We start from the raw sequence: 22,228 nt of genomic DNA, 5'->3' as shown, positions 1-22,228 counted from the left end.
CCCGGCAAGGGCCGTCCCGGTGCCGCGGCGGTGGGGTCACCCGCGCTCCGCGAGCGTCACCGCGATGTCGATGAGCTGGTCCTCCTGGCCGCCGACGAGGTTGCGCCGACCCGCCTCGACGAGGATCTCGGTGCCGGAAACCCCGTAGCGCCGCGCCTGTTGGTCGGCGTGCTTGAGGAAGCTGGAGTAGACCCCGGCGTAGCCCATGGTCAGCGACATCCGGTCCAGCAGGCACTCGCCGTCCATCACCGGCCGCACCGCGTCCTCCGCGGCGTCGATGACGGCGGCGGTGTCGATGCCGGTGCGGATGCCCAGCCGTTCGGCCACGGCGACGAACGCCTCGACCGGGGTGTTGCCCGCCCCGGCGCCGAACCGGCGCGCCGAGCCGTCGATCTGCCGGGCGCCCGCGCGCACCGCGAGCACCGAGTTGGCCACCCCGAGGCCGAGGTTCTCGTGGCCGTGGAAGCCCACCTGCGCGTCGGCGCCGAGTTCGGCGACCAGCGCGGCGACGCGATCACCGGCCTCCTCCAGCACCAGCGCCCCGGCCGAATCCACCACGTACACGCACTCGCACCCCGCGTCGGCCATGATCCGCGCCTGCGCCGCCAGCACCTCCGGCGGACGGCTGTGCGCCATCATCAGGAACCCGACCGTCTCCAGCCCGAGGTCGCGGGCGAGCCCGAAGTGCTGCCCGGCGATGTCCGCCTCGGTGCAGTGCGTCGCGATCCGGCAGATCCGCGCGCCGTTGTCGGCCGCCTGCCGGATGTCGTCGCGCACCCCCAGCCCGGGCAGCATCAGGAACGCGATCCGCGCCGACGTGGCGGTCTCGACCGCGGCGCGGATCAGCTCCTGCTCGGGCGTGCGGCTGAAGCCGTAGTTGAACGACGAGCCGCCGAGCCCGTCGCCGTGCGACACCTCGATCACCGGGACCCCGGCGGCGTCGAGCGCGGCCACCACCGAACGCACCTGCTCGGTGGTGAACTGGTGCCGCTTGGCGTGCGAACCGTCGCGCAGCGAGGAATCGGTGATCCGGACGTGCCTGTCTTCGTGGGTCATCGCGTGGTCGCCTCCTCGGCCGCGGCGCGGGTGGACAGGACCCGCCGGGCGATGCCGGCGCCGACCGCCGCCGCGGCGGCGGTCATGATGTCGAGGTTCCCGGCGTAGGGCGGCAGGAAGTCGCCCGCGCCCTCGACCTCCAGGAACACCGCGACGCGGGCGAGTCCGCCGCTCATCGGGGTGGGATCGTCGAACTGCGGCTCGGCGCGCAGCCGGTAGCCCGGGACGTAGGACGCGACCTCGGCCACCACCCGCTCGATCGACCCGGCGATCGCCGCCCGGTCCGCGTCCTCGCCGATCGAGCAGAACACGGTGTCGCGCATGAGCATCGGCGGCTCCGCCGGGTTCAGCACGATGATCGCCTTGCCCCGCCGGGCCCCGCCGACGCGCTCGATGCCCCGCCGGGTGGTGTGGGTGAACTCGTCGATGTTGGCCCGGGTGCCCGGCCCCGCCGAGGGGGAGGCCACGCTGGCGACGATCTCCGCGTAGGCCACCTCGGTCACCCGCGACACCGCGTGCACGATCGGGATGGTCGCCTGCCCGCCGCAGGTGATCAACCCGACGTTCGGGGCCGCGACGTGCTCGCCGAGGTTCACCGCGGGCACCACCGACGGCCCGAGCGCGGCGGGGGTCAGGTCCACCGCCGGGATCCCGCACCGCGCGTACCGGGGCGCGTGCTCGCGGTGCACCTGCGCCGAGGTCGCCTCGAAGACCAGGTCCGGGCGCTCGTCGAGCGCCAGCAGCCAGTCCACGCCCGCGGCCGAGGTGCGCAGGCCGCGCTCGGCCGCGCGGGCCAGCCCCGGGCTGTCCGGATCGACCCCGACCATCCAGCGCGGTTCGATCATCTCCGATCGCGCCAGCTTGTGCATCAGGTCGGTGCCGATGTTGCCCGAGCCGACGATCGCGGCGGTCGCCTTCGCCACTGCGCCCTCCCTCATTCGAACCGTGCCGTCACGTGGCCGAGCCCGGCGAACTCGGCGCGGAACACCGAACCGGGGCCGACGTCCACCGCGCGGGTGCAGGAGCCGGGCAGGACCAGGTGCCCCGCCTCCAGCACCACCCCGAACTCCGCGACCGTGCGCGCCAGCCACGCCACCGCGGTCGTCGGATCGCCGAGCACCGCGCTGGTGTTGCCGCGCGCGACCTCCGCGCCGTCGCGGTGCAGCACGGCCTCGACGTCGGCCGGGTCGATCTCGCCGGGCCGGACCCGGGCCTCGCCCAGCACCACACCGGCGGACGAGGCGTTGTCGGCGATGGTGTCGGCCAGCGCGATGCGCCAGTCGCGGATCCGGCTGTCGATCAGCTCCAGCGCCGGGACCAGGTACTCCGTGGCGGCGAGCACGTCGGCCTCGGTGCAGCCCCGACCGGGCAGGCGGGCGCCGAGCACGTAGCCCACCTCGACCTCGATGCGGGGAGCGCAGTAGCGCGCCACCGGGATCGGTCGGTCCGCGGCGAGCACCATGTCGTCGAGCAGGTGGCCGTAATCGGGTTCGCCGACGCCCATCATCCGCTGCATCACCGGCGAGGACAGGCCCACCTTGTGCCCCCGGACGCGGGCGCCCTCGGCGCACCGCCGCCGGACGTTGTCCAACTGGATCCGGTAGGCGTCCTCGACGTCCACCTCGGGCCACCGCGCCGTGAGCGGTTCGATCGGTGCCCGGTCGAGCTCGGCGGCCCGCAGCAGGTCGGCCGCGGCGCGGCGGTGGTCGAGACTGAGCATTCCCTGGCCTTCCCGCTGGTCGATGAGCTCGCCGCACGCTGCCACGGGAGGCGGCCGACGCGGCGCGCCGATCCCGGTGAGCGGGAGGCTCACCCGTCGTAGCTGATCCGGACCCGGTCGCCGACCGGTCTGGCCTGGCACGCCAGCACCAGGCCGTCGTCGAGGTCGCGCTGGTCGAGCACCTCGTTGCGGTCCATCGCCACCTCGCCGTCGAGCAGCACGCACGCGCACGCGCTGCACGCCCCTTCCCGGCAGGAGAACGGCGCGTCGATCCCGGCCGCCAGCAGCGCTTCGAGCAGGGTGGCGCCCCGCGGCCAGGGCACGGTCCGGACCCGACCGTCGAGCGCCACCTCCACCTCGCCCGACGGGCCGCCGGTGTCGACGGCGGCGAACGGGTCGCCGCGCTGCGCGGTGAACCGCTCGGTCCTGATCCGCTCCGCGGGCACGCCGAGGTCGGCCAGCACGGCCGCGGCCAGTTCGACGAACGGTTCCGGGCCGCACAGGAAGGCGCGCCGGTCCGCGTGCGCGGCCACCAAGGCGCGCAACCCCGCCCCCGACGGCACGCCCTGCACGGACTCCAACCAGTGCACCACGCCGAGCCGCCCCGGGTGCTCGTCGGCGAGGGCGCGCAGTTCCTCCCGGAAGATCACCGAGCGCTCGTCGCGGTTGGCGTAGAGCAGCGCCACGGACCCGGTCCCGGCGCTCAGGTGCGCTTTGGCGATCGACATGACCGGCGTGATCCCGCTGCCCCCGGCCAGCAGCAGCACGTCCTCGTCCAGCGAATCCGGGGTGAACGCGCCCGCGGGCCGCAGCACCTCCAGCACGGTGCCCGCGACGACGTTGTCGCACAACCAGTTCGAGCCGTACCCGTCGGCGGTGCGCTTCACGGTGATGGTGGGCCGCTCCCCGCGGTGCGGTGAGCTGCACAGCGAGTAGCAGCGCGCCACCCCGCCGCCGGCGCCCGGGATCCGCACGGTCACGAACTGGCCGGGCCGGTAGTCGAAGTCCGCGTCCCCGGGATCCAGCACGAACGACCGCGCGTCCGGGGTCTCCTGGATCACCCGCACGACCCGCGCGCGCAGGCCGGCGGACCGCGCCCCCCGGTCCGCGGGCGTCACGCAGCGCCGTCCGGGCGGGTCAGGAACGCCAGCACCGCGCTCTCCCACGCCTGCTTGCGCTCGATCATCGCCCAGTGCCCGCAGTCCGGGAACACGTGCAGCTCGACGTCGGGGATGGTGCGCATCGGCACGATCGCCATGTCCAGCGGGCTCACCCGGTCGTCGCGGCCCCAGGTGATCAGCGTCCTGGCCCGCACCCGGTCCAGCACCGCCCAGGTGGGCGGCTCGCCGGAGGCCGACGCCGCGGCGGCCCGGGCCGCCAGCGCCTCCCGGCCGTACATGGCGCGGGCGCTGGCCAGCGATTCCGGCGCGGTGGCCAGCCGCCACCGCTGCTCGACCAGCTCCTCGGTGATCAGCGACCGGTCGTGGACCATCGAGTTCAGCCACCGGACGAGCCGTTCGCGGGTGGGTTCCTCGGCGAACTCGGTCAGCAGGTTGATCCCCTCGCCCGGGCCGGGGCTGAACAGGTTGCGCCCCATGCCGCCGACCGTGACCAGGGCGCCGATCCGCTCCGGGCAGTCGATCGCGGTCCGGGTGGCGACGATGCCGCCCATCGAGTTGCCGACGACGTCCACTCGCGACAGTCCGAGGCCGTCGAGGAAGCGCGGCACCGCCGGGGCCGCGGCCGCCATCGGGTGCTCCCCGGTGGCGTCGCTGACGCCGAAACCCGGGAACTCCAGCACCAGGCAGCGGAAGTGCTCGGCGAGCGCGGGCAGGTTGCCCCGGAAGTTCTGCCACCCGCTGACGCCCGGCCCCGAGCCGTGGAGCAGGAGCAGCGGCGGCCCCGCGCCGAACTCGTGGTAGCGCAGCACTCCGCGGTCGGTGCGGAGTTCGCGTGCGGTGGATTCGTAGGTCGGTTCCGGCATGTGCCCCACCCCTCGACGGCCAGCTCCGCGCGGCGGCGGACCGCCCGGTCGCCGCCGCGGCGACGCTAACCGGCGCCGCCGCCGGAGCACCGCCGACGTCCCGGTCAGCGGGACCCCGGTCCGCCGTCCGCTGACCGGGATGCCCGCAGCCGCGGGGAGAAACCGCTTCCTACCGTCCGTGGCATGACTTCCCGAGGAACATCTGCCGCACCGACCCCGGCGGAGCTGCGCAGCGCGCTGGGGGCGTTCGCCAGCGGCGTCACCGTGGTCACCGGGATCGACGGCGGCGAGGCGGTCGGCTTCACCTGCCAAGCGTTCGCTTCGGTCTCGCTGGACCCGCCGCTGGTGCTGTTCTGCGCCGACCGGTCCGGCCGCGCCTGGCCGCGCATCCGCAGCGCCGGCCGGTTCTGCGTCAACGTGCTCGCCGAGCGGCAGACCGAGGTCTGCGCGCGGTTCGGATCGCGCCGGGGCCGCAAGTACGACGGGCTGGCGTGGGACGTGTCCCGCTGGGGCACGCCCGCGCTCCGCGACGTGCTGCTGCACGTGCACGCCGAGGTCGACGACGTCCACGCCGCGGGCGATCACGACGTGGTGATCGGCCGGGTCCTCCAGGTGGCGCCGGGCGCCGAGGACCGCCCGCTGGTGTTCTACCGCGGCGGGTTCGGCCTCGCCGACGCCGGGCACCGCCGCGGCTGATCCCCCGCCGTCGCACAGCGCCTCCCCGTTGCTCAGAGCCAGGCGCCGCGCCCGGTGTCGGCGAGCAGCCGGTCCATCGCCTCCGGCGACCAGGTCTCCTCCGGCGCCTCGGCGACCGGGCGGGTGCGGCGGCCCCCCGGCGGGAACAGCTCCTGCGCCGCCCGCCGGGTCGCGTCGACCACGAGCGGAGCCACCTTCTCCAGCGGCGCGCGCCGGTCGCCGACGAGCGACACGCTCGCCAGCGGCTCCTCCGGTCCGCGCACGGCCGCCGCGACGCAGCTGATCCCGGCGGCGCACTCGCCCCGCTCGAAGGCCAGCCCGTGCCGCCGCCGGATGCGGTTGAGCTCCTGGTGCAGCGTGCTCAGGTCGCCGATGGTGCGCTCGGTCAACCGCGCGACCGCTCCGCCGAGCCGGTCCTCGACCGCCTCCGGCGCCAGCCACGCGAGCATCGCCTTGCCGAGCGCGGTGCTGTGCGCCGGCGCGCGGCCCCCGACCCGGGACGGCACGCTGGCGGCGAACCGCCCGCCGACCTTGTCCAGGTAGTACACGTCGGTGCCGTCGAGCACGGCCAGGTGCACCACCATCCCGGTCCGCATCTGGAGTTCGTGCAGCAGCGGCGCGGCGACGGAGCGGATCTCGGCGTAGCTGCCGTCGCGGCCGCCGATGCCGAGGACGCGCTGGCCGAGGCCGTAGCCGAACGAGGTCCGCTCCAGCCACCGCAACCGGACGAGCTGGTCGAGGATCCGGTGGGTCGTCGATCGGGGGAGCCGGGTGCGCCGGGCGACGTCCTCCAGGCCCAACCGCGCGGACCGCCCCTCGAAGGCGTCCAGGATGAGGGTCATCCGCTCGACCATCGACGGCGGGATCTCCTGGCCCTGGTCCCGTCCGGCCCCCGGCGTTGTGCTGAGCACGGTCATGACACCCTCCCACGGCCGAGAAACTGAAACGAATTATGTTTTTGCGAATCTAACAGCGACCCGGAGCGCGCGGAAGCACCCGCGCGGGTGCGCCCCGGAGGCCGCCGCGCGCCCCCGATCCCGGTCAGCGGGACGCCGGGACCGGACGCCCCGCGCGGCGGATAGGAACGCGGGTGACGACCAGGAACGGGAGGCATCGCATGCGGATCGGGATCGTGAGCCCGGTCGTGACCCGGGTCCCCGGCGCGCACTCGCCGTGGGAGGCCGCGGCGGGCATCGAGGAGCTCGGCGCGATCGCCGAAACCGCGGACCGGCTGGGGTTCCACCACCTGACCTGCAGCGAGCACGTCGCTGTCCCCACCGGCGTCGCCGAGCAACGCGGCGGCACCTACTGGGATCCGCTGGCCACGCTCGGCTACCTGGCCGCGCGCACCACGCGGATCCGGCTGACCACCCAGGTGCTCGTCCTCGGGTACCACCACCCCCTCGAAATCGCCAAGCGCTACGGCACGCTGGACCGGGTCTCCGGCGGGCGGCTCATCCTGGGGCTCGGCGTCGGCAGCCTCCGGGAGGAATTCGCGCTGCTGGGCGCCCCGTTCCGGGAACGCGGCGCCCGCGCCGACGACGCGCTCGGCGCGCTGCGCGCCGCGCTGTCCCGGCGGGAACCGCGGTACCGCGGCGAGCACTACGAGTTCTCCGACGTCGTGGTCGATCCGCACGCCGTCCAGCCGCGGGTGCCGCTGTGGATCGGCGGGCGGACGCCGCGCTCGCTGCGGCGGGCGCTGCGCTTCGGTGACGGCTGGGTCCCCTTCGGACTCCCGCTGGACGACTTGGCCGCGATGGTGCGCGGCGCCGACCCGCCCGAGGGGTTCGACGTCGTCATGCCCGCGGGGCGCCCGCTGGACCCGCTCGGTGCGCCGGAGGCGACCGACCGGGCGCTGCGCCGGGCGCGGGAGGCCGGGGCCACCGTCGTCGGCGCCGCCCTCGCGGCCACCTCCGCCGACCACTACCGCGAGCAGCTCGCCGCGCTGGCCGACCGAGGAGCGACATGAGCAGCGATGCCGAGCGGCGCCTGAGCGCACTCGAACGGCGGGTCGCCGAGCTGGAGGACGAGCGCGCGGTGGCCCGGCTGGTGGCGTCCTACGGGCCGCTGGTCGACAGCGGCAGCGCCGAGGCGGTGGCCGCCCTCTGGGAGCCGGGCGGCAGCTACGACGTCGACGAGCTGGTGCTGGCCGGGCACGAGGACATCGCGGCGATGGTGCGCTCCACCGCCCACCAGCGGTGGATCGACGGCGGCTGCGCCCATCTCGTCGGCCCGCCGCAGGTCACCGTCTCCGGCGCGGAAGCCACCGCGATCTGCCATTCCCTGATGGTGGTGCGCACCGGCGGGCGCTTCCGGGTGCACCGCGCGACCGCGAACCGCTGGCGGCTGCGCAAGGGCCCCGACGGCTGGCGGGTCACCACGCGCACCAACCGGGTCCTCGACGGCCGGGTCGGGGCACCGGCGCTGCTCGCCGAAGCGCAACCGCCCGCCTGAGCACCGCTTTCGCCGATGCCCCGCGGTGGCGGGCGAGCGGCTCGCCCACCACCCGGGCGCTCACCTCGGGCGCGGCAGGTGCTTGCCGATGAAGAAGCCCTTCGCCGCCACGCACACCGCACCGTCGGGGGTGCTGATCGCGCCCTCGGCCCAGAGCTTGCGACCGTCGACCGCGACCTGCCTGCCGGTGACCGCCAGCGGGACGAACAGCGGGACCGGCGCGCGGTAGCGCAGGGTCAGCTCGGCGGTCATGCCCGACCGGCCGCCCCAGTGGTTGGCGACGCCGAGCGCGTGGTCGAGCAGCAGCGCGCTCACCCCGCCGTGCGCGCAGCCGGGCTGGCCCTGGTAGGCCACGCCCAGCTCGACGACAGCGGAGACCGAACCGTCGGCGGCGCCGGCGAAGCGCACCGGCGGCGCGAGGGCGTTCTCCGGGCCGGTGACCGGGTCGTGGCGAGTCGTGGCGTCACCCGCCCACATCGCCACCATCCGCTCGTCGAACGGCGGGGCGTGCGCGTCGAGCCGGTCGGCGATCGCGGTGAGCTGCTCGGTGATGCCGGACATCGCGACCTCGGTCCCGTCCCCGGCGCGCAGCAACGAGTCGATCAGCCGGCGGGCGGCGGCCGCCGCCGCGTCCACACCGTCCTCGCGGGCCGCCGCGGTCAGCTCGACCGGTGGTTCCTGGTGCGCCGTCACGGATTCCCGCCCCGCACCGGCGTGCCGAGCGCGCGGCATGCAGAGATCATCACGCGGCCGACCGTAGGCGCCCGGCGCGGGCTCCACAACGGACCGTCCCGCTGAGTCGGACGCCGGTCGTGCTCCCGATGAGCGGGAACGCGCGGGGGTCCGGCGCCGCCGCGCAGTAGCGTCCGGCGCCCGCCGCTCACCCACCGGGAGTTCAGATGAGCGAAACACCGACGTCCTCCCCGCTCGGTTCGGACGCCGACGGCGAAGCCCTCCGCCCGGACCGGTCCCGGGCGCACCACGCCGCCACGGTGGCGCTGCTGGTGCTGCTCGTGGAGATCACCGGACTCACCTACACGATGGTCACCCCCGCGCTGCCGCTGATCGCGGCGACCTTCCGGACACCGCACGTCGCGTGGACGATCACCGCGGTCACGCTGGTCGGCGCGGTGGCCTTCGCGCTCTGCGGCAAGCTCGGCGACCTCTTCGGGAAGAAGAAGGTCGCGCTGGTGTGCGCGGGCGTGTTCGCCGCGGGCTCGGTGGTGAGCGCGCTGGCCGACAGCTTCGCCGTGCTGATCGCCGGGCGGGCGCTGCAAGGGGTCGGCCCCGCGGTGCTGACCCTGACCTACGGCCTGGTGCGCGACGTGCTGCCCCGGTCGCTGATCCCGATCGCGCTGGGCTTCCTCGGCACCGGCATGGGCGCCAGCGCCATCTTCGGCCCGGTCCTGTCCGGGGTGCTCGTGGAGGGCTTCGGCTTCCGCGGCATCTTCTGGTTCCAGGTGCTCTACGTGGTGGTGATCGGCGCGCTCGTGCTCCTCCTGGTGCCCGAGAGCAGCCTGCGCAGCAGGGCGCACCTGGACTGGGTCGGCGCGTTGCTGCTCGGGGCGGGCACGCTGGCGCTGCTCGCCGCGCTCAGCGGCGCCGAAGCGGCCGGCTGGTCCTCGCCGGGCGTGCTCGGCGGGATCGCCCTGGGCGTCGCGCTGCTGGCCACCTGGTTCCGCCACGAACGGCGCACCGCCGAGCCGCTGGTCGACTTCGCCCTGCTCCGGCAGCGCCGGGTGGCGCTGACCCTGGTCGCCAGCTTCTGGGTCCAGTTCACCCTCGTGAGCGCCTCCATGCTGGTGCCGCTGCTGGTCATGACGCCCGCCGGGACCGGGTACGGGTTCAGCGCCTCCCCGCTGGAGGTGGCGGTGTTCATGGCGGCCAGCGGGGTCGCGGGCATGATCGCGGGCCCCATCAGCGGCGCGGTCGCCCGGCGGCGCGGGCCCCGGCTGACCCTGGTCGTCGGCGGCGCGTCGCTGGCCACCGGCTCGGCCGTGCTGGCGGTGCTGCCCGGCGCCGAGCTGTCGGCGCTTCCTGGCGCGGAGCTGTGGGTGCTGGTCGGGCACTTCATCATCGGCATCGGGATCGGCACCTGCACCGCGTCGCTGCCGAATCTGATCACGGTGTCGGTGCCCGCCGGAGCGCAGGGCATCAGCGGCGGGATGCTGAACCTGCTCGGCAGCCTCGGCAGCTCGCTGGGTTCCCAGCTGGCCGTCGTGCTCCTGCTCGTGCCCGCGGCCACCTACGCCGGGGACCGGGTGGTTTACGGCCAGTCCGGGTTCGTGCTCGCCTTCGCCGCCTGCGCCGGTGCCGGGGCGCTGGCGCTGGTCAGCGCGATCGCGATGGGTCCGGTCGGCCCGCGGCGGTGAACCCGGCGTACCGCTGAGCGGGATCGGCGCCGGATCGCGCCGGGTGGTGCGGTTTCGTACGACCACGTTCCGGCGCACGTCGAGGAGGTCCGGCAGTGGGGCAGCAGTGGGATGAGGAGTACGACGTCGTGGTCGTGGGGTCCGGGGCCGGGGCGCTGACCGGCGCCCACCTCGCGGCGCGGGCCGGCCGTTCGGTCGTCGTCGTCGAGAAGACCGATCGGGTCGGCGGCATGGCGTCGTACTCCGGGGCCGCGCTGTGGCTGCCCGGCACGCAGGTCCAGGAGCGGGCGGGGGTCGGCGATTCCACCGAAGCCGCCCGCACCTACCTGCGCGCCGTCCTCGGCCCGGCGGAGGCGGCCAAGCAGGACGCCTTCGTCGAAGCCGCCCCGGCCGTGGTCGCCGCGCTGGAGGAGGACCCGGCCGTCGAGTTCGCCCACCAGGTCTTCCCGGACTACTTCGACCGGCCGGGGCGGATCCCGGGCGGGCGCTCGATCATCCCGGTCGACATCGCCCCTGCGGAGCTGGGCGAACTGCTCCACCTGGTCCGGCCGCCCGCCTCGCGCGACCGGGTCGGGCTGGACCACTCCCCGGAGCCGCTCACCCGGGGACGCGCCCTGATCGCCCGGCTGCTGCTCGCGTTCGCGCGGACCGGTCGCGGGGTGGTCCACACCGGGACCTGCGTGGACGAGCTGGTGACCGACGGCGACCGGGTGATCGGGATCGCCGCCGAGCGCGGCGGTCGCCGGGTCCGGATCGGCGCGCGGCAGGCGGTGCTGCTCGCCGCGGGCGGTTTCGAGCACGACGCGGGAATGCGGGACGAGCACGGGGTGGCCGGCGAGGCCGCGTGGTCGATGGCGCCGGACGGCACCAACACCGGTGAACCGCTCCGCGCCGCGATGGCCCTCGGCGCGGCCACCGACCTGATGCACGAGGCGTGGTGGGGCACCGGGCTGGCGATGCCGGACGGCACCGCGGGTTTCATCGCCGGGTTCGCGGGCGGGCTCGTGGTCGACGGGCGAGGTCACCGCTACACCAACGAATCCCTGTCCTACGAGCGGCTGGCCCGCGAGATGGCGGCCGACCCGGTGCGGACCCCGTCGTACGCGCTGTTCGACCACCGCACCGGTGGGCACCTGCCCGCCGTCGTGGTGCCCGCGGGACGTCCGGAGGAGCACCTCGCCGCCGGGACGTGGACGAAGGCGGACACCCTCGCCGAGCTGGCCGAATCGATCGGCGTCGCGCCCGAGGAGCTGACCGCGACCGTCGAGCGCTACAACCGCTTCGCGGAGTCCGGGACCGACGAGGACTTCGGCCGCGAGGCCGACGAGTACGGCCGGTGGTTCGGCGAACCGGTGCTGGTGCCGGTCGACCGGCCGCCCTACTACGCCGCGAAGCTGGTGCTCGCCGACCTCGGCACGAAGGGCGGGCTGGTGATCGACGTGGCCGGGCGGGTGCTGCGCGCGGACGGGACGGCGATCCCGGGCCTGTACGCCGCCGGGAACACCAGCGCGTCGTTCACCGGGGCGTTCTACCCCGGCCCGGGCACGCCGATCGCGACCGCGATGGTGTTCGCCGCGCTGGCCGTCCAGGACGTCCTGGGCGCGTACCGCTGAGCGGGACTCCGGGCCGGGGGCCCGGTGCGCGGCCTTACGTTGGCGGCGCGGGAACTTCGGCGGGAGGAAACCAACGATGACCACCTTCGACGACATCCGCGACATCGAGGCGGAGGCGCTCCCGACGCGCTTCGCGCGGGGCTGGCACTGCCTGGGGCTCGAACGGGACTTCGCCGACGGCGAGCCGCACACGGTCCACGCCTTCGGGCAGAAGCTGGTCGTGTGGGCGGCTTCGGACGGAACGCTGAACGTGCTCGACGCCTACTGCCGCCACATGGGCGGTGACCTGTCCCGGGGTTCGGTGGTCGGGGACGCGATCGCCTGCCCGTTCCACGCCTGGCGCTGGGGCGGCGACGGGCGGTGCGCCGGGATCCCCTACGCCCGCCGCGTGCCGCTGCGCGCGCGCACCGCGGCGTGGCCGACCGCGCAGCAGGACGGGATGCTGTTCGTCTGGAACGACCCGGAGGGCAACCCGCCGCCGGACGACGTCACCGTTCCGCGCATCCCGGGCGCCACGAGCGACGAGTGGACGGACTGGTACTGGTTCTCCACCACGATCGAAGGGGCGAACTGCCGCGAGATCGTCGACAACGTCGTGGACATGGCGCACTTCTTCTACGTGCACTACTCGTTCCCCACCTACTTCAAGAATATCTTCGAGGAGCACACCGCGACGCAGATCATGCACGGCGTCGCGCGGGAGGACGTGCGACGTCCCCAGGCCGACAGCGGTGCCCCGACGGTGCTGGGCAACACCTCGGTCGCGACCTACCACGGCCCGTCGTTCATGATCGACGAGCTGACCTACCACTACAGCGACGGCGACGTGAACTCGGTGCTGGTCACCTGCCACTACCCGGTCAGCCCGGACTCGTTCGTGCTGCAGTACGGGGTCGTCGTGGAGAAGGCCGCGCACCTGGGCGACTCCGCGCCGCAGGTGGCCGCGAAGATGGGTGATTTCATCCGGATCGGCTTCGAGCAGGACGTGGAGATCTGGCGGCACAAGGCGCGCATCGACAACCCGCTGCTGTGCGAGGAGGACGGTCCCGTCTACCAGTTGCGCCGCTGGTACGAGCAGTTCTACGTCGACGCCGCCGAGGTGCGCCCGGAGATGACCGAGCGGTTCGAGTTCGAGATCGACACCACCCGGCCCAACGAGGCGTGGCGCGCGGAGATCGAGGCGAACGTGGCGCGGCGGCAGGTGGCCGCCGGGGAACGGCCCGCGTGATGGGCGTGCGCCCGGACGCCCGGCTGCTCGACGTGCCGATGGAACCGGTGACCTGCCGCCGGTGCCGCGCGCGGGTCGAGGTGCGCAAGAGCAGTTGGGACCAGACCAGCGTCCAGTGGCACGAGGACGCCGCGCGGTCCTGCGCGGAACGCCGGGCCGGTGCCCGCGGGTCGGGTCCCAACGCCGCGGTCTTCGCGGGCTGCTCCGCGCTGCGCGACTCCATCCGCCGGGCCGCGGTCCGGGGTGAGCTCCCGGTCGGCACCGAGCGGGACTGACCGGGCGCGGCGCGGGCGGGCGCCGCGCCCGGTGGCTCACCAGGTCACCGGGAGCTCGTGGACCCCGTAGACCGAACCATCGTGCTTGAACGGGATGCGGTCCCGGTCGGTGGCCAGCCGCAGGCCGGGCAGCCGCCGGTAGAGGGTGCCGTAGACGACCTGGAGCTCCAGCCGGGCCAGCGGCTGCCCGAGGCACTGGTGCACGCCGAAGCCGAAGGCGACGTGGCGGCGGGCGTCACGGGTGATGTCGAGCCGGTCCGGGTCGGCGAAGACCTCCGGGTCGCGGTTGCCGATGTCGTTGGGCACGATCACGCCTTCACCGGCCCGGATCACCTCGCCCGCGATCTCGATGTCCTCCAGCGCCACCCGGCGCCGCCCGTTGTGCGTGATGTTGAGGTACCGCAGCAGTTCCTCCACCGCCGAGGCGATCACCGACTCGTCCTCGGCGTCGCGCAGCAGGGCGAGCTGGTCCGGGTTCTCCAGCAGCGCCAGGGTGCCGAGGGCGATCATGTTCGCGGTGGTCTCGTGCCCGGCGATGAGCAGCAGCACGCCCATCTCGGCGGCGTCCTGCTGGGTCAGCTCGCCGCCGTCGACCCGCTCGACCAGCCCGGACAGCAGGTCCTCGCGCGGTTCGGCGCGCTTGGCGCCCAGCAGGTCGTGGAGGTACCCGACGAGGGCGCCCATCGCCGCGGCGCGTTCCTCGGGCGCGGCGTCGCGCCGGATGATGGTCTTGCTGTTGTCCTGGAAGAAGTCGTGGTCGGCGTAGGGCACGCCGAGCAGCTCGCAGATCACCAGCGACGGCACCGGCAGGGCGAACTCCTCCACCAGGTCCACCGGTTTCGGCCCGGCGAGCAGCCGCTCGATCCGCTCGTCGACGATCCGCTGCACCGCGGGGCGCATCGCCGCGACCCGCTTGACCGTGAACGGCGGCGCGACCATCCGGCGTTGCCTGCCGTGCTCCGGGTCGTCCATCAGGATGAAGCTCAGCCGCGATCCCGAGACCGGCGCCGGGCTCGGGTATCCCGGCCGGGTGACGTCGGAGCTGATCCGCGGATCGGCGAGCAGCGCCCGCTGCTCGGCGTAGCGGGTCACCAGCCACGTCGTGCGGCCGTCCCACAACCGGACCCTGGTGAGCGGGGCCTCCTGCTGCGCGGCCTTCAGGCCCGGCGGCGGGTCGAAGGGGCACCCGGAGGCCCGGCTCATCGGGTACTCCGGGGCCTCGGGCTGCTCGGCTGCGGGGTTCGCGGCGGTGGTCATCCCACTCCTCCATCGGACGTCGTGTTCGTGCGGTCCCCCGGCGCGGAGGACGCGGGCGCCGACCACAGGCCGGTGATCGCGTCGATCAACCCGGTCGCGGCATCGCGCCAGGTCGCCCTCGGGGTGGCCGTCCCCGCGGCGAGCGCGCGCTCGCGCTCGGCGCACAGGTGGACGATGAGCTGACCGGTCATGCCGTCGCGCTCGTCGACCACCTCGGCCGGCAGGTCGGGCCGGCACCGGTGCAGCCCGGCGAGCAGGCGGCGCAGCGCCGGGGACGCGAGCGCCTCGTCGAGCACCACCTCGCGCAGCGACGCGTCGGCCAGGACCTGCGCGCTGAACCGGGCGTACCAGCTCGGGACGCCCAGCGCGGCGAGGTGCTCGGTGCTCGGCCGGACCAGGCAGGACACCTGGTCCCGCAGGTCCGGGCGGTCGCCGATCACGGCGACCATCCGCTCGCGCACCCGCTCGATCGGCTCGGCGTGCCTGCGGACGATGGCGCGCACCAGCCCGGTCCGGGCGCCGAAGTGGTAGCCGACCGCGGCGGTGTTGCCCTGCCCGGCGGCCTCGCCGATCTGCCGGTTGGACACCGCGAACACGCCGTGCTCGGCGAACAGCCGCTCCGCGGTGACCAGGATCCGCTCGCGGGTCGCGCCGACCCGCTCGATCCGCCCCCGCTGCGGCGCCGCCGCGTCGTCCCGGCCCATCGAGCACCTCCTCGGCACCGGCTTCCCGGGGACCAGTCAACGCCCTCCGCTGGATTAAGTCAAGCGACTGATTTAATGTGTGCGTCGTACGCAACCCCAGGAGGCCACCCATGCCCAGCACGTCCGCGAACCACGCCCCACCGGGAGGCACCGGCGTGGTGGCCGTGCTCGCCTTCGCCGGGATCGTGGTCTCGCTGATGCAGACCCTGATGATCCCGCTGGTCCCCCGGCTCCCCGAACTGCTCGACGCCTCGGCCGCGAACACCGCGTGGGCGATCACCGCCACGCTGCTGGCCAGCGCCGTCGCGACCCCCACGGTGGGGCGGCTCGGCGACATGTACGGCAAGCGGCGGATGCTGCTGACCAGCCTGGCGCTGCTGGTGACCGGATCCGCCGTCGTCGCGCTCAGCCACTCGCTGGTGCCGGTGATCGTCGGGCGCCTCCTGCAAGGCCTGTCCGCGGGGGTGATCCCGCTGGGGATCAGCATCATGCGCGACGTGCTCCCGGCCGAACGCCTCGGCTCGGCGACCGCGCTGATGAGCGCCTCCCTCGGCGTCGGCGGCGCCCTCGGCCTGCCCGCCGCCGCCTTCCTCGCCGAGCGCACCGACTGGCACGTGCTGTTCTGGGTCGCGGCGGGCTTCGGCGCCCTGGCCGCCGTCCTGGTCCTGGTGCTGGTCCCCGAATCCGCGGTGCGCACCGGCGGGCGGTTCGACCTCCTCGGCGCGATCGGGTTGTCGATCGTGCTGGTGTGCCTGCTGCTGGCGATCTCCAAGGGCGCCGACTGGGGCTGGACGAGCCCGACCACGAGCGGACTGCTCGGCGCCGCCGTCGTCGTGCTGCTGCTGTGGGGGGCCTGGGAGCTGCGCACCCGCCGACCGCTGGTGAACCTGCGCACCAGCGCCCGCCACCAGGTGCTGCTCACCAACCTGGCCTCCGCGGTGTTCGGCTTCGCCATGTTCGCGATGTCGCTGGTGGTCCCGCAGCTCGTGCAGCTGCCCGAGGTCACCGGGTACGGGCTCGGCGGCACGATGCTGACCGTGGGCCTGGTGATGGCGCCGTCCGGCCTGGTGATGATGGCCATGTCCCCGGTGTCGGCCCGGATCTCCGCCACCCGGGGCCCCAAGACGACCCTCATGGTGGGCGCCGTCGTGGTCGCCGCGGGCTACGGCCTCGGGACCGTGCTGATGTCGAGCACCTGGCACCTGGTGCTGCTGTCCACCATCATCGGCGCGGGCATCGGGCTGTCCTACGGCGCCATGCCCGCGCTGATCATGGCCGCCGTGCCGGTCTCCGAGACCGCCGCCGCCAACAGCCTCAACACCCTGATGCGCGCCATCGGCACCTCCGTGTCCAGCGCCGTGGCCGGCGCCCTGCTCGCGCAGCTGACCACCACCGCCGGCGGCCAGAGCTACCCGAGCCAGGGCGGCTTCCAGCTCATCATGGGCATCGGAGCGGGCGCCGCGCTGGCCGCGCTCGTGCTGGCCGCGTTCCTCCCGAAGCACCGCCGCCCCACCGCCGAACCGACCCCACCGACGCCCGCACCCCAACCCACCGGCCGCTGACGGCCGGTCGACGCCGCGAACGCCAGGTGAACCTGCGCGCGGGCCGGGGGCGGTCCCGCAGTGGTCTGCGGTCAGCCCCGCCGCGCGTAGACCATCCTGGTGCCGGTGCCCTTCGGCGCCGCCGCGGCGTCCTGGAGCTCGACGGCGAAGCCCCGCTCCCGCAACAGGTCCGCGACGCGGTCCAGCGCGCCCCCGGCGGTGTGGACCTCCAGGACGACGTGCCGGATGCGGCGCCAGTCCGCATCGGACACCCCGGCGAGGACCGCTTCTTCGCTGCCCTCGACGTCCACCTTGAGGAGGTCGATGTCGCCCTCGGCGTGCGCGGAACCGCGCAGGACCGCCGACAGCGGGCGCACCGCCACCGCGCACTCCTCGTGCCGGTACACCTGCTCGGCCACCTCCGGGCCGGCGTAGGTCGCGACGGTCCGCTTGTCCGCGAGCTTGCCGTCGAGGTGCACCGTGGAATTGCCCGGCATCGCGGGGAAGTAGAAGAACCGCGCGTCGCCTTCCCGATCCGAGAGGCCACCGGCGTGGACGGTCACACCGGACACGCCGTGCAACGCGAGGTTCGCCCGCAGCGCCGCCACGTTCTGCGGCACGGGCTCGACGGCGAGCACCGAAGCCGCCGGGAACCGCTGCTTGACGAACAGGGTGAACAGGCCGATGTTGGCCCCGGCGTCCACGACGACCCGGGGGTCGATCGGGCCCAGCCCGCCCAGGTAGGTGTCGCGGCGGAAGATCTCGTCGTAGATCAGCACCGCCTCGGAGAGCACCGGGTTGCCGTTCGCCGGGCTGTAGCAGGAGAACGCGTCGTCGATCTCGACGAGTCGCAGACCGGTCATCACATCACCACTGAACCTTCGCGATCGGAGGACGGCAGGACGGCACCGCCCGGCTCACCCGCCACCGGGCGGACGTGGCGCGCGGGCCAGGAACTCCTCCAGGGCATCGGCTCCCCGCGCCCCCGCGTCGACGGACCGGAGCCGGTCCCGCCAGCGGTCGAGCGTCGACCGCAGCACCGGATCGGCGACCACCTGCTCGACGGCGGCGCGCAGCTCCGCCGCCGTCAGCGACTCGGTGTCCAGCGCGCGCCCCAGGCCGAGTTCGGCGGCGCGCCGCCCGTTGAGGGCCTGCTCCGGGGTCTGCGGCACCGACACCACCGGCACGCCGTGCAGCAGGGCTTCCATGGTGGAACCCATGCCGGTGTGCGAGACGAACGCGGCGGCATGCCGCAACACCTCGAGCTGCGGCACCTGGCGGTGCACCTCGACGTTCGGCGGAACGGCTCCCGGCGGCGCGGCGCGGCCGGTGGCCATCACGACCTGCCACGGCGTGCCCCCCAACGCCTCCAGGCAGACCCCGAGGAGGTCGGGGCGGTCGTTGAACACGGTGCCCAGCGAGACCAGCACGAGGGGGTCACCGGTGGGCGGGGACCAGGCATCGGGCCGGGCGCGGCGGGGCAACGCCGGACCGAGGAAGCGGAACGCCTCGCCGAAGGTCTCACCCGCGACCTGGAACTCGCGGGGCACGAACACCAGGTTCAGCGGCGCCCTGGCGTCGGTGGGGCGCAGCGCTGCGGGCGACAGACCGTACCGGGCGGCGAACGCGGCGAGCTCCCGGCCCACCTCGACCAACCGCGGGTCGGCGGGATCGAAGTCGACCGGCCACATCAGCGCGCGCAACGAGAAGTGCTCGTTGCCCACCATGTTCGGGGCCATCGCGACGCCGGGTACCGCGAGCCGATCGGCCAGCGCGCGACCGGGCAGCCCCATCGCGTCGTAGCACACGCAATCCGGCGGATCCGCCAGGAACGGCGCGACCAGCGCGTCGAAGCTCGCGGTCAGCTCCGCGGTACCGGCCACCATCATGCGGACCAGTCCGTCCTGGGTGTAACCGCGGCCGGCCAGATCGCTGAGCTCGACGCCCCACGGCATCACCACCGCCGTCGCCCCGGCCCGCTCGACCGCGGGCGCCTGTTCGGAGCCGGTGGCGTAGGTGACGCGGTGACCGCGCGAGACGAGTTCCTCGACCAAGGGCAGCGTCGGATTGACGTGGCCGTGCGCGGCCAGCGATGCGAAGGCGAAGTGCCCGGCCAAGATCGTCCCCCATCCTCCCGCCGCGGCGGGCCGCGCGCACCGGCCGGAGCCGACCCCGACGGCGTTCCGGCAACGCGCGCCGACATCCTACGGCCGGACTAGCCCGCGGGACCAGTCCCGCGAAAACCTTGGCCGCGGCGGCACATCCTTGGTTGAATGCGCTCGACACCGCACGGCACCGGGGAGTGGCATGGACGGCAACCAGCCCGGCGAGGGCGGATCCGGCACCTGGCGCGGGCTCCAGGTGTACTTCTACGCCGAGGACAAGGACGACCTCCTCCTGGACTGCGTCCGACCGCTGTTCGGCCGGGTGGCGGCGCGCACCGAGCGGCTGCTGTTCACCCGGCACTGGCTGCGCGGTCCGCACCTGCGACTGGCCTTCCGCGCCCCGGACGACACCGTGGTGCCCACCGCCGAGCGGGAGATCACCCGGTACCTCGCCGCACATCCCTCGACGGCGCGGGTCGATGAGCGAGCGCTGCTGGCCACCCATCGGCGACTGGCCGAGCAGGAGCAGGAACCCGGGCCGCTGACCCCGCTGCACCCGGACAACTCCGTCCAGCACGCCCCGCACGACCGGCGTGTGCCGGTCCTGGGCGGCGCGGCCGCCGCGGCGCTGCTGGAGGACTTCTACCACGAGACCAACGACACCGCCTTCGACATGCTGGCGCACGTCCGGGCCGGCGGTGATCGGCTGGTCCTGGCGCTCGACCTCATGCTGGCCACGGCGCACGCGCTGTGGCCCGGGATCGACCGCGGCTTCATCTCCTACCGCTCGCACGCCGAGGGCTTCATCGTGCGGGCGGCGGATCCCGCTGCGCGCCGGGCGTTCTGCGAGGAGCGGTACCGCGCGCAGTCGCTCCTCCTGCGGGAGCGGCTGACGGCGGTGCTGGCCTGCCTGGACGGCGGTGGTGGGGACGTCCCGTTCATCACCGACTGGGTCGCCGTGCTGGCCCGCTACCGGGCCGCGGCCGAGCCGCTGATCGGTTCCGGCGAGCTGTCGTTCGCCGCCGCGCAGCGCAGTCCGGAGCAGGGTGGTGCCGAGCGGCGCGGCTGGGACGAGGGGATGCTGGCGCACAGCACCTTCCACCAACTGCTCCAAGGCGAAGGCGGCCGGATGGAACAGCTGCAGCGGGATCCGGCCTTCCTCGGGTACCGCTTCGCGCTGAACTACCTCTACCTCCACCTGAACCGGATCGGTCTGCGCCCGGTCGAGCGGTTCCTGCTGTGCCACCTCATCTCCGACGCGGTGGAGGAGCACTACGGGATCTCGGCCCACGACTTCGTCGCCTCCTGAGCGCTGTGGTGAGCACCGCCCCCGTGGCGTTGCGGTGGCCGGTCGCCGGCCGTGCGGAGGGGCCGCGCGGCCGGCGACGAGGCCCGCGAAACCGCTGACCGGTGCTGCGCGGCGCGACTAGGCTGGCCGCGTGGGCGAAGAGGTGGTGGCGGTCCCGATATCCGAGCGCGGCCTGGTGGGCGTGCTGCACAGTCCGGCCACGCCGGGACCGCACCCGGCCGTGCTCGTGCTCGGCGGTTCGGAAGGGCTGGTCCCCGAGCACGCCGCCGCCCGGCTCGCCGGGGAGGGGTACGCGGCGCTGGCCCTGGCCTTCTTCGGGCCACCGCCGCTACCGCGCGATCTGGTCGAGATCCCGCTGGAGTACGGCACCGCGGCGTTGGAATGGCTGGCCCGGCACCGGGGAACCGACCCGGAGCGGATCGCCGTCCTGGGACGTTCGCGGGGCGGCGAACTGGCGCTGCTGCTGGCAGCCGCCCATCCGGAGCTGGTCGGCGGTGTCGTCGCCTACGTGCCCAGCAGCGTGGCCTGGCAAGCCGTGCCATCGGACCCTCGAGCGATGATGGCCGCACCCCGCTCGTCGTGGAGCCGCGGCGGGTCCCCGGTGCCCTTCGTCCCGATGGCACCGCCCACCGCGGCCGACGCGGCCGCCTTCGCCGGCTTCCTCGACGGCGAGCCGATGTCGTTCCGCTCGTTCTTCGAGCGGGCGATGCAGCAGGACGCCGCGGTGCGGGCCGCGACCATCGAGGTGGAGCGGATCGGCGGACCGGTGCTGGTGCTCAGCGGAGGCCGGGACGAGCTGTGGCCGTCCGGGCTGTTCGGCGACCGGATCACCGCACGGCTGGCCGACCACGGCCACCCCTTCCCGCACCGGCACCTGTCCTACCTCGACGCCGGCCACCTGCTCGGCGTGCCGGGCACGGCGTCGCGCCGCCGCCGGCCCGGTTTCGACCGGCTGCGGATGGGCGGGTCCCCGGAGGCCGACGAGGCGGCGAGCCGGGATGCCTGGCCGCGGGTGCTCGACGTGCTCGCCTCGGCGCGGTCGCGTCCGGCGGCGCGGCCCCGCGCGGACGGCCCCGGACGCTGACGGCGGACCGGGCGCGCCGGACGAGCGCCGAAACCGGTTGACGTGCCGCGGCCGGACTGGCAAGAATGGCCGCGCTACCGAACTGCTGGGGGAACACATGGTTCGAACTGCGAAGAAGTCGGCTGGCCGTCCCGGGGAATGTGCGATGGGCTGACGCCCGCCGACCGAGGAATGCCGTAGCGATTCGCCACGTCGAGGTCCGGGGTTCCGGCGACCTGATTCGCCGGATCGACCCCGATCGCGCTCGATCCGGCGAACCGCCGATTCCTGCCGCGCGGACCGGGACGACGCTCCGACTTTCAAAAGAATTATCAGCAATTTCTCAGATTATCGAACCGGAGCGCCGCGGCGAACCGAAACCCGATTGCTACTAGCGGGTCGGCCGCACCTGTTGCTCTGTTCGGCGCACCACCACCAGCAGCGGAACCGGCAACGCGCAGGCGGGCGGTCCCGCTGTTTCGTCGCGCCCACCAGAATTCCACACCGCCCGAAAATAGGAGCGCTTTCAACCAAGGCATTCCGATGACAGCCGATCGAGGAACGTGCTACAAAGTCCTCGTCGACGCCAGGTCCCGGGAAAGCGCGTTGACGAATGATCTATTCCTATGACCGAACGTGGGGTATGACATGGAAGGTCTGAAACTCGAGCTCGACAACCTCGAGGTGGAGAGCCTCGCCTTCGGCGGCGACGCCGACGGCGACCTGCAGTCGCTGGGCATGGGCCACGGCATGACCGAGGTCGGCGCCTCCGCGGGCTGCTGCTGCTGCACCTGCAGCTGCTGCTGCTGCCCGTGCGGCTGATCCGACTCCACCGCGGACATCCGGGCTGA

Annotated in this window: 22 protein-coding genes; 11 read left to right on the top strand and 11 right to left on the bottom strand. The window is 74.1% G+C overall.

Annotated features, from left to right (window positions below; genetic code table 11):
• Nucleotides 1-36: 36 nt before the first annotated feature.
• Genes dmpG through ABD976_RS16300 form a run of 5 tightly spaced genes read right to left on the bottom strand, consistent with a single transcriptional unit; the run spans nucleotide 37 to nucleotide 4,760 of the window.
• Nucleotides 37-1,056, bottom strand: a complete 1,020-nt coding sequence (dmpG, locus tag ABD976_RS16320; protein WP_345363947.1) for a 4-hydroxy-2-oxovalerate aldolase — start codon at nucleotides 1,054-1,056, stop codon at nucleotides 37-39.
• Nucleotides 1,053-1,994 (bottom strand): acetaldehyde dehydrogenase (acetylating), encoded by a 942-nt coding sequence (locus tag ABD976_RS16315; protein WP_345363945.1) that lies wholly within the window; start codon nucleotides 1,992-1,994, stop codon nucleotides 1,053-1,055. Before ABD976_RS16315 ends, dmpG begins: the two co-directional genes overlap by 4 nt.
• On the bottom strand, nucleotides 1,991-2,869 hold the full coding sequence (locus ABD976_RS16310) for a 2-keto-4-pentenoate hydratase (protein ID WP_345363943.1): 879 nt from the start codon (nucleotides 2,867-2,869) through the stop codon (nucleotides 1,991-1,993). Before ABD976_RS16310 ends, ABD976_RS16315 begins: the two co-directional genes overlap by 4 nt.
• Nucleotides 2,866-3,894: a 2Fe-2S iron-sulfur cluster-binding protein gene (locus ABD976_RS16305; protein WP_345363941.1), complete on the bottom strand. Its 1,029-nt coding sequence runs from the start codon at nucleotides 3,892-3,894 to the stop codon at nucleotides 2,866-2,868. Before ABD976_RS16305 ends, ABD976_RS16310 begins: the two co-directional genes overlap by 4 nt.
• Nucleotides 3,891-4,760, bottom strand: coding sequence for an alpha/beta fold hydrolase (locus ABD976_RS16300; protein ID WP_345363939.1), 870 nt, complete (start codon nucleotides 4,758-4,760; stop codon nucleotides 3,891-3,893). The genes ABD976_RS16305 and ABD976_RS16300 overlap by 4 nt, the downstream gene beginning before the upstream one ends.
• Before the next feature lie 183 nt (nucleotides 4,761-4,943).
• Here ABD976_RS16300 and ABD976_RS16295 point away from each other — a divergent pair, with 183 nt between their 5' ends.
• The gene (locus ABD976_RS16295; RefSeq protein ID WP_345363937.1) at nucleotides 4,944-5,456 is read left to right on the top strand and encodes a flavin reductase family protein; all 513 of its coding nucleotides are present in this window, start codon (nucleotides 4,944-4,946) and stop codon (nucleotides 5,454-5,456) included.
• A 32-nt stretch (nucleotides 5,457-5,488) separates the two neighbouring features.
• Here the strand turns inward: ABD976_RS16295 and ABD976_RS16290 are convergent, their stop codons facing one another.
• Nucleotides 5,489-6,373 carry an IclR family transcriptional regulator gene (locus ABD976_RS16290; RefSeq protein ID WP_345363935.1) on the bottom strand — a complete coding sequence of 295 codons (885 nt, stop codon included), beginning with the start codon at nucleotides 6,371-6,373 and terminating at the stop codon, nucleotides 5,489-5,491.
• Between the two features lie 200 nt (nucleotides 6,374-6,573).
• On the opposite strand from ABD976_RS16290, the gene ABD976_RS16285 reads away from it, so the two are divergent.
• Together ABD976_RS16285 and ABD976_RS16280 are read left to right on the top strand one after the other, a co-directional pair.
• Entirely contained in the window at nucleotides 6,574-7,425 is an 852-nt protein-coding gene (locus ABD976_RS16285; RefSeq protein WP_345363933.1) for an LLM class F420-dependent oxidoreductase, read from the top strand.
• Entirely contained in the window at nucleotides 7,422-7,910 is a 489-nt protein-coding gene (locus ABD976_RS16280; RefSeq protein ID WP_345363929.1) for a nuclear transport factor 2 family protein, read from the top strand. The genes ABD976_RS16285 and ABD976_RS16280 overlap by 4 nt, the downstream gene beginning before the upstream one ends.
• 60 nt (nucleotides 7,911-7,970) lie before the next feature.
• On the opposite strand, the gene ABD976_RS16275 is transcribed toward ABD976_RS16280, so the two are convergent.
• Nucleotides 7,971-8,642: a PaaI family thioesterase gene (locus ABD976_RS16275; protein ID WP_345363927.1), complete on the bottom strand. Its 672-nt coding sequence runs from the start codon at nucleotides 8,640-8,642 to the stop codon at nucleotides 7,971-7,973.
• Between the two features lie 167 nt (nucleotides 8,643-8,809).
• Here ABD976_RS16275 and ABD976_RS16270 point away from each other — a divergent pair, with 167 nt between their 5' ends.
• From ABD976_RS16270 to ABD976_RS16255, 4 genes are all read left to right on the top strand, one after another.
• Nucleotides 8,810-10,282: an MFS transporter gene (locus ABD976_RS16270; protein WP_345363925.1), complete on the top strand. Its 1,473-nt coding sequence runs from the start codon at nucleotides 8,810-8,812 to the stop codon at nucleotides 10,280-10,282.
• Between the two features lie 95 nt (nucleotides 10,283-10,377).
• Nucleotides 10,378-11,895: an FAD-dependent oxidoreductase gene (locus ABD976_RS16265; protein WP_345363923.1), complete on the top strand. Its 1,518-nt coding sequence runs from the start codon at nucleotides 10,378-10,380 to the stop codon at nucleotides 11,893-11,895.
• 76 nt (nucleotides 11,896-11,971) lie between these two features.
• A complete protein-coding gene (locus tag ABD976_RS16260; protein ID WP_345363921.1) occupies nucleotides 11,972-13,123 on the top strand; it encodes a 3-ketosteroid-9-alpha-monooxygenase, oxygenase component in 1,152 nt (383 codons plus the stop codon).
• Nucleotides 13,123-13,398 carry a ferredoxin gene (locus ABD976_RS16255; RefSeq protein WP_345363919.1) on the top strand — a complete coding sequence of 92 codons (276 nt, stop codon included), beginning with the start codon at nucleotides 13,123-13,125 and terminating at the stop codon, nucleotides 13,396-13,398. The genes ABD976_RS16260 and ABD976_RS16255 overlap by 1 nt, the downstream gene beginning before the upstream one ends.
• 36 nt (nucleotides 13,399-13,434) lie before the next feature.
• On the opposite strand, the gene ABD976_RS16250 is transcribed toward ABD976_RS16255, so the two are convergent.
• Both ABD976_RS16250 and ABD976_RS16245 read right to left on the bottom strand, forming a co-directional pair.
• Nucleotides 13,435-14,655, bottom strand: a complete 1,221-nt coding sequence (locus ABD976_RS16250; protein WP_345363917.1) for a cytochrome P450 — start codon at nucleotides 14,653-14,655, stop codon at nucleotides 13,435-13,437.
• On the bottom strand, nucleotides 14,652-15,359 hold the full coding sequence (locus ABD976_RS16245) for a TetR/AcrR family transcriptional regulator (protein ID WP_345363915.1): 708 nt from the start codon (nucleotides 15,357-15,359) through the stop codon (nucleotides 14,652-14,654). Before ABD976_RS16245 ends, ABD976_RS16250 begins: the two co-directional genes overlap by 4 nt.
• A gap of 110 nt (nucleotides 15,360-15,469) precedes the next feature.
• On the opposite strand from ABD976_RS16245, the gene ABD976_RS16240 reads away from it, so the two are divergent.
• Nucleotides 15,470-16,921 (top strand): MFS transporter, encoded by a 1,452-nt coding sequence (locus ABD976_RS16240; RefSeq protein ID WP_345363913.1) that lies wholly within the window; start codon nucleotides 15,470-15,472, stop codon nucleotides 16,919-16,921.
• A 71-nt stretch (nucleotides 16,922-16,992) separates the two neighbouring features.
• On the opposite strand, the gene ABD976_RS16235 is transcribed toward ABD976_RS16240, so the two are convergent.
• Nucleotides 16,993-17,763: an FkbM family methyltransferase gene (locus ABD976_RS16235; protein WP_345363911.1), complete on the bottom strand. Its 771-nt coding sequence runs from the start codon at nucleotides 17,761-17,763 to the stop codon at nucleotides 16,993-16,995.
• Between the two features lie 54 nt (nucleotides 17,764-17,817).
• A complete protein-coding gene (locus ABD976_RS16230) occupies nucleotides 17,818-19,017 on the bottom strand; it encodes a macrolide family glycosyltransferase (RefSeq protein ID WP_345363909.1) in 1,200 nt (399 codons plus the stop codon).
• A gap of 190 nt (nucleotides 19,018-19,207) precedes the next feature.
• Between ABD976_RS16230 and ABD976_RS16225 the strand changes: the two genes are divergently transcribed.
• From ABD976_RS16225 to ABD976_RS16215, 3 genes are all read left to right on the top strand, one after another.
• The gene (locus ABD976_RS16225; RefSeq protein ID WP_345363907.1) at nucleotides 19,208-20,314 is read left to right on the top strand and encodes a thiopeptide maturation pyridine synthase; all 1,107 of its coding nucleotides are present in this window, start codon (nucleotides 19,208-19,210) and stop codon (nucleotides 20,312-20,314) included.
• A 130-nt stretch (nucleotides 20,315-20,444) separates the two neighbouring features.
• Nucleotides 20,445-21,398 carry an acyl-CoA thioester hydrolase/BAAT C-terminal domain-containing protein gene (locus ABD976_RS16220; protein ID WP_345363905.1) on the top strand — a complete coding sequence of 318 codons (954 nt, stop codon included), beginning with the start codon at nucleotides 20,445-20,447 and terminating at the stop codon, nucleotides 21,396-21,398.
• A gap of 627 nt (nucleotides 21,399-22,025) precedes the next feature.
• Nucleotides 22,026-22,199: a thiomuracin/GE37468 family thiazolyl RiPP peptide gene (locus ABD976_RS16215; protein WP_345363903.1), complete on the top strand. Its 174-nt coding sequence runs from the start codon at nucleotides 22,026-22,028 to the stop codon at nucleotides 22,197-22,199.
• The last annotated feature ends 29 nt before the right edge of the window (nucleotides 22,200-22,228 follow it).

Source organism: Saccharopolyspora cebuensis, assembly GCF_039542665.1.
Lineage (GTDB): Bacteria > Actinomycetota > Actinomycetes > Mycobacteriales > Pseudonocardiaceae > Saccharopolyspora > Saccharopolyspora cebuensis.
This window is presented reverse-complemented; position numbering and strand designations above follow the sequence as displayed.

Excerpts from the sequence above, each read along its gene's own strand:
- dmpG (WP_345363947.1), bottom strand. The coding sequence starts at position 1,056 with ATGACCCACGAAGACAGGCACGTCCGGATCACCGATTCCTCGCTGCGC.
- ABD976_RS16315 (WP_345363945.1), bottom strand. The coding sequence starts at position 1,994 with ATGAGGGAGGGCGCAGTGGCGAAGGCGACCGCCGCGATCGTCGGCTCG.
- ABD976_RS16300 (WP_345363939.1), bottom strand. The coding sequence starts at position 4,760 with ATGCCGGAACCGACCTACGAATCCACCGCACGCGAACTCCGCACCGAC.
- ABD976_RS16295 (WP_345363937.1), top strand. The coding sequence starts at position 4,944 with ATGACTTCCCGAGGAACATCTGCCGCACCGACCCCGGCGGAGCTGCGC.
- ABD976_RS16290 (WP_345363935.1), bottom strand. The coding sequence starts at position 6,373 with ATGACCGTGCTCAGCACAACGCCGGGGGCCGGACGGGACCAGGGCCAG.
- ABD976_RS16285 (WP_345363933.1), top strand. The coding sequence starts at position 6,574 with ATGCGGATCGGGATCGTGAGCCCGGTCGTGACCCGGGTCCCCGGCGCG.
- ABD976_RS16280 (WP_345363929.1), top strand. The coding sequence starts at position 7,422 with ATGAGCAGCGATGCCGAGCGGCGCCTGAGCGCACTCGAACGGCGGGTC.
- ABD976_RS16275 (WP_345363927.1), bottom strand. The coding sequence starts at position 8,642 with ATGCCGCGCGCTCGGCACGCCGGTGCGGGGCGGGAATCCGTGACGGCG.
- ABD976_RS16270 (WP_345363925.1), top strand. The coding sequence starts at position 8,810 with ATGAGCGAAACACCGACGTCCTCCCCGCTCGGTTCGGACGCCGACGGC.
- ABD976_RS16260 (WP_345363921.1), top strand. The coding sequence starts at position 11,972 with ATGACCACCTTCGACGACATCCGCGACATCGAGGCGGAGGCGCTCCCG.
- ABD976_RS16255 (WP_345363919.1), top strand. The coding sequence starts at position 13,123 with ATGGGCGTGCGCCCGGACGCCCGGCTGCTCGACGTGCCGATGGAACCG.
- ABD976_RS16250 (WP_345363917.1), bottom strand. The coding sequence starts at position 14,655 with ATGACCACCGCCGCGAACCCCGCAGCCGAGCAGCCCGAGGCCCCGGAG.
- ABD976_RS16245 (WP_345363915.1), bottom strand. The coding sequence starts at position 15,359 with ATGGGCCGGGACGACGCGGCGGCGCCGCAGCGGGGGCGGATCGAGCGG.
- ABD976_RS16240 (WP_345363913.1), top strand. The coding sequence starts at position 15,470 with ATGCCCAGCACGTCCGCGAACCACGCCCCACCGGGAGGCACCGGCGTG.
- ABD976_RS16235 (WP_345363911.1), bottom strand. The coding sequence starts at position 17,763 with ATGACCGGTCTGCGACTCGTCGAGATCGACGACGCGTTCTCCTGCTAC.
- ABD976_RS16225 (WP_345363907.1), top strand. The coding sequence starts at position 19,208 with ATGGACGGCAACCAGCCCGGCGAGGGCGGATCCGGCACCTGGCGCGGG.
- ABD976_RS16215 (WP_345363903.1), top strand. The coding sequence starts at position 22,026 with ATGGAAGGTCTGAAACTCGAGCTCGACAACCTCGAGGTGGAGAGCCTC.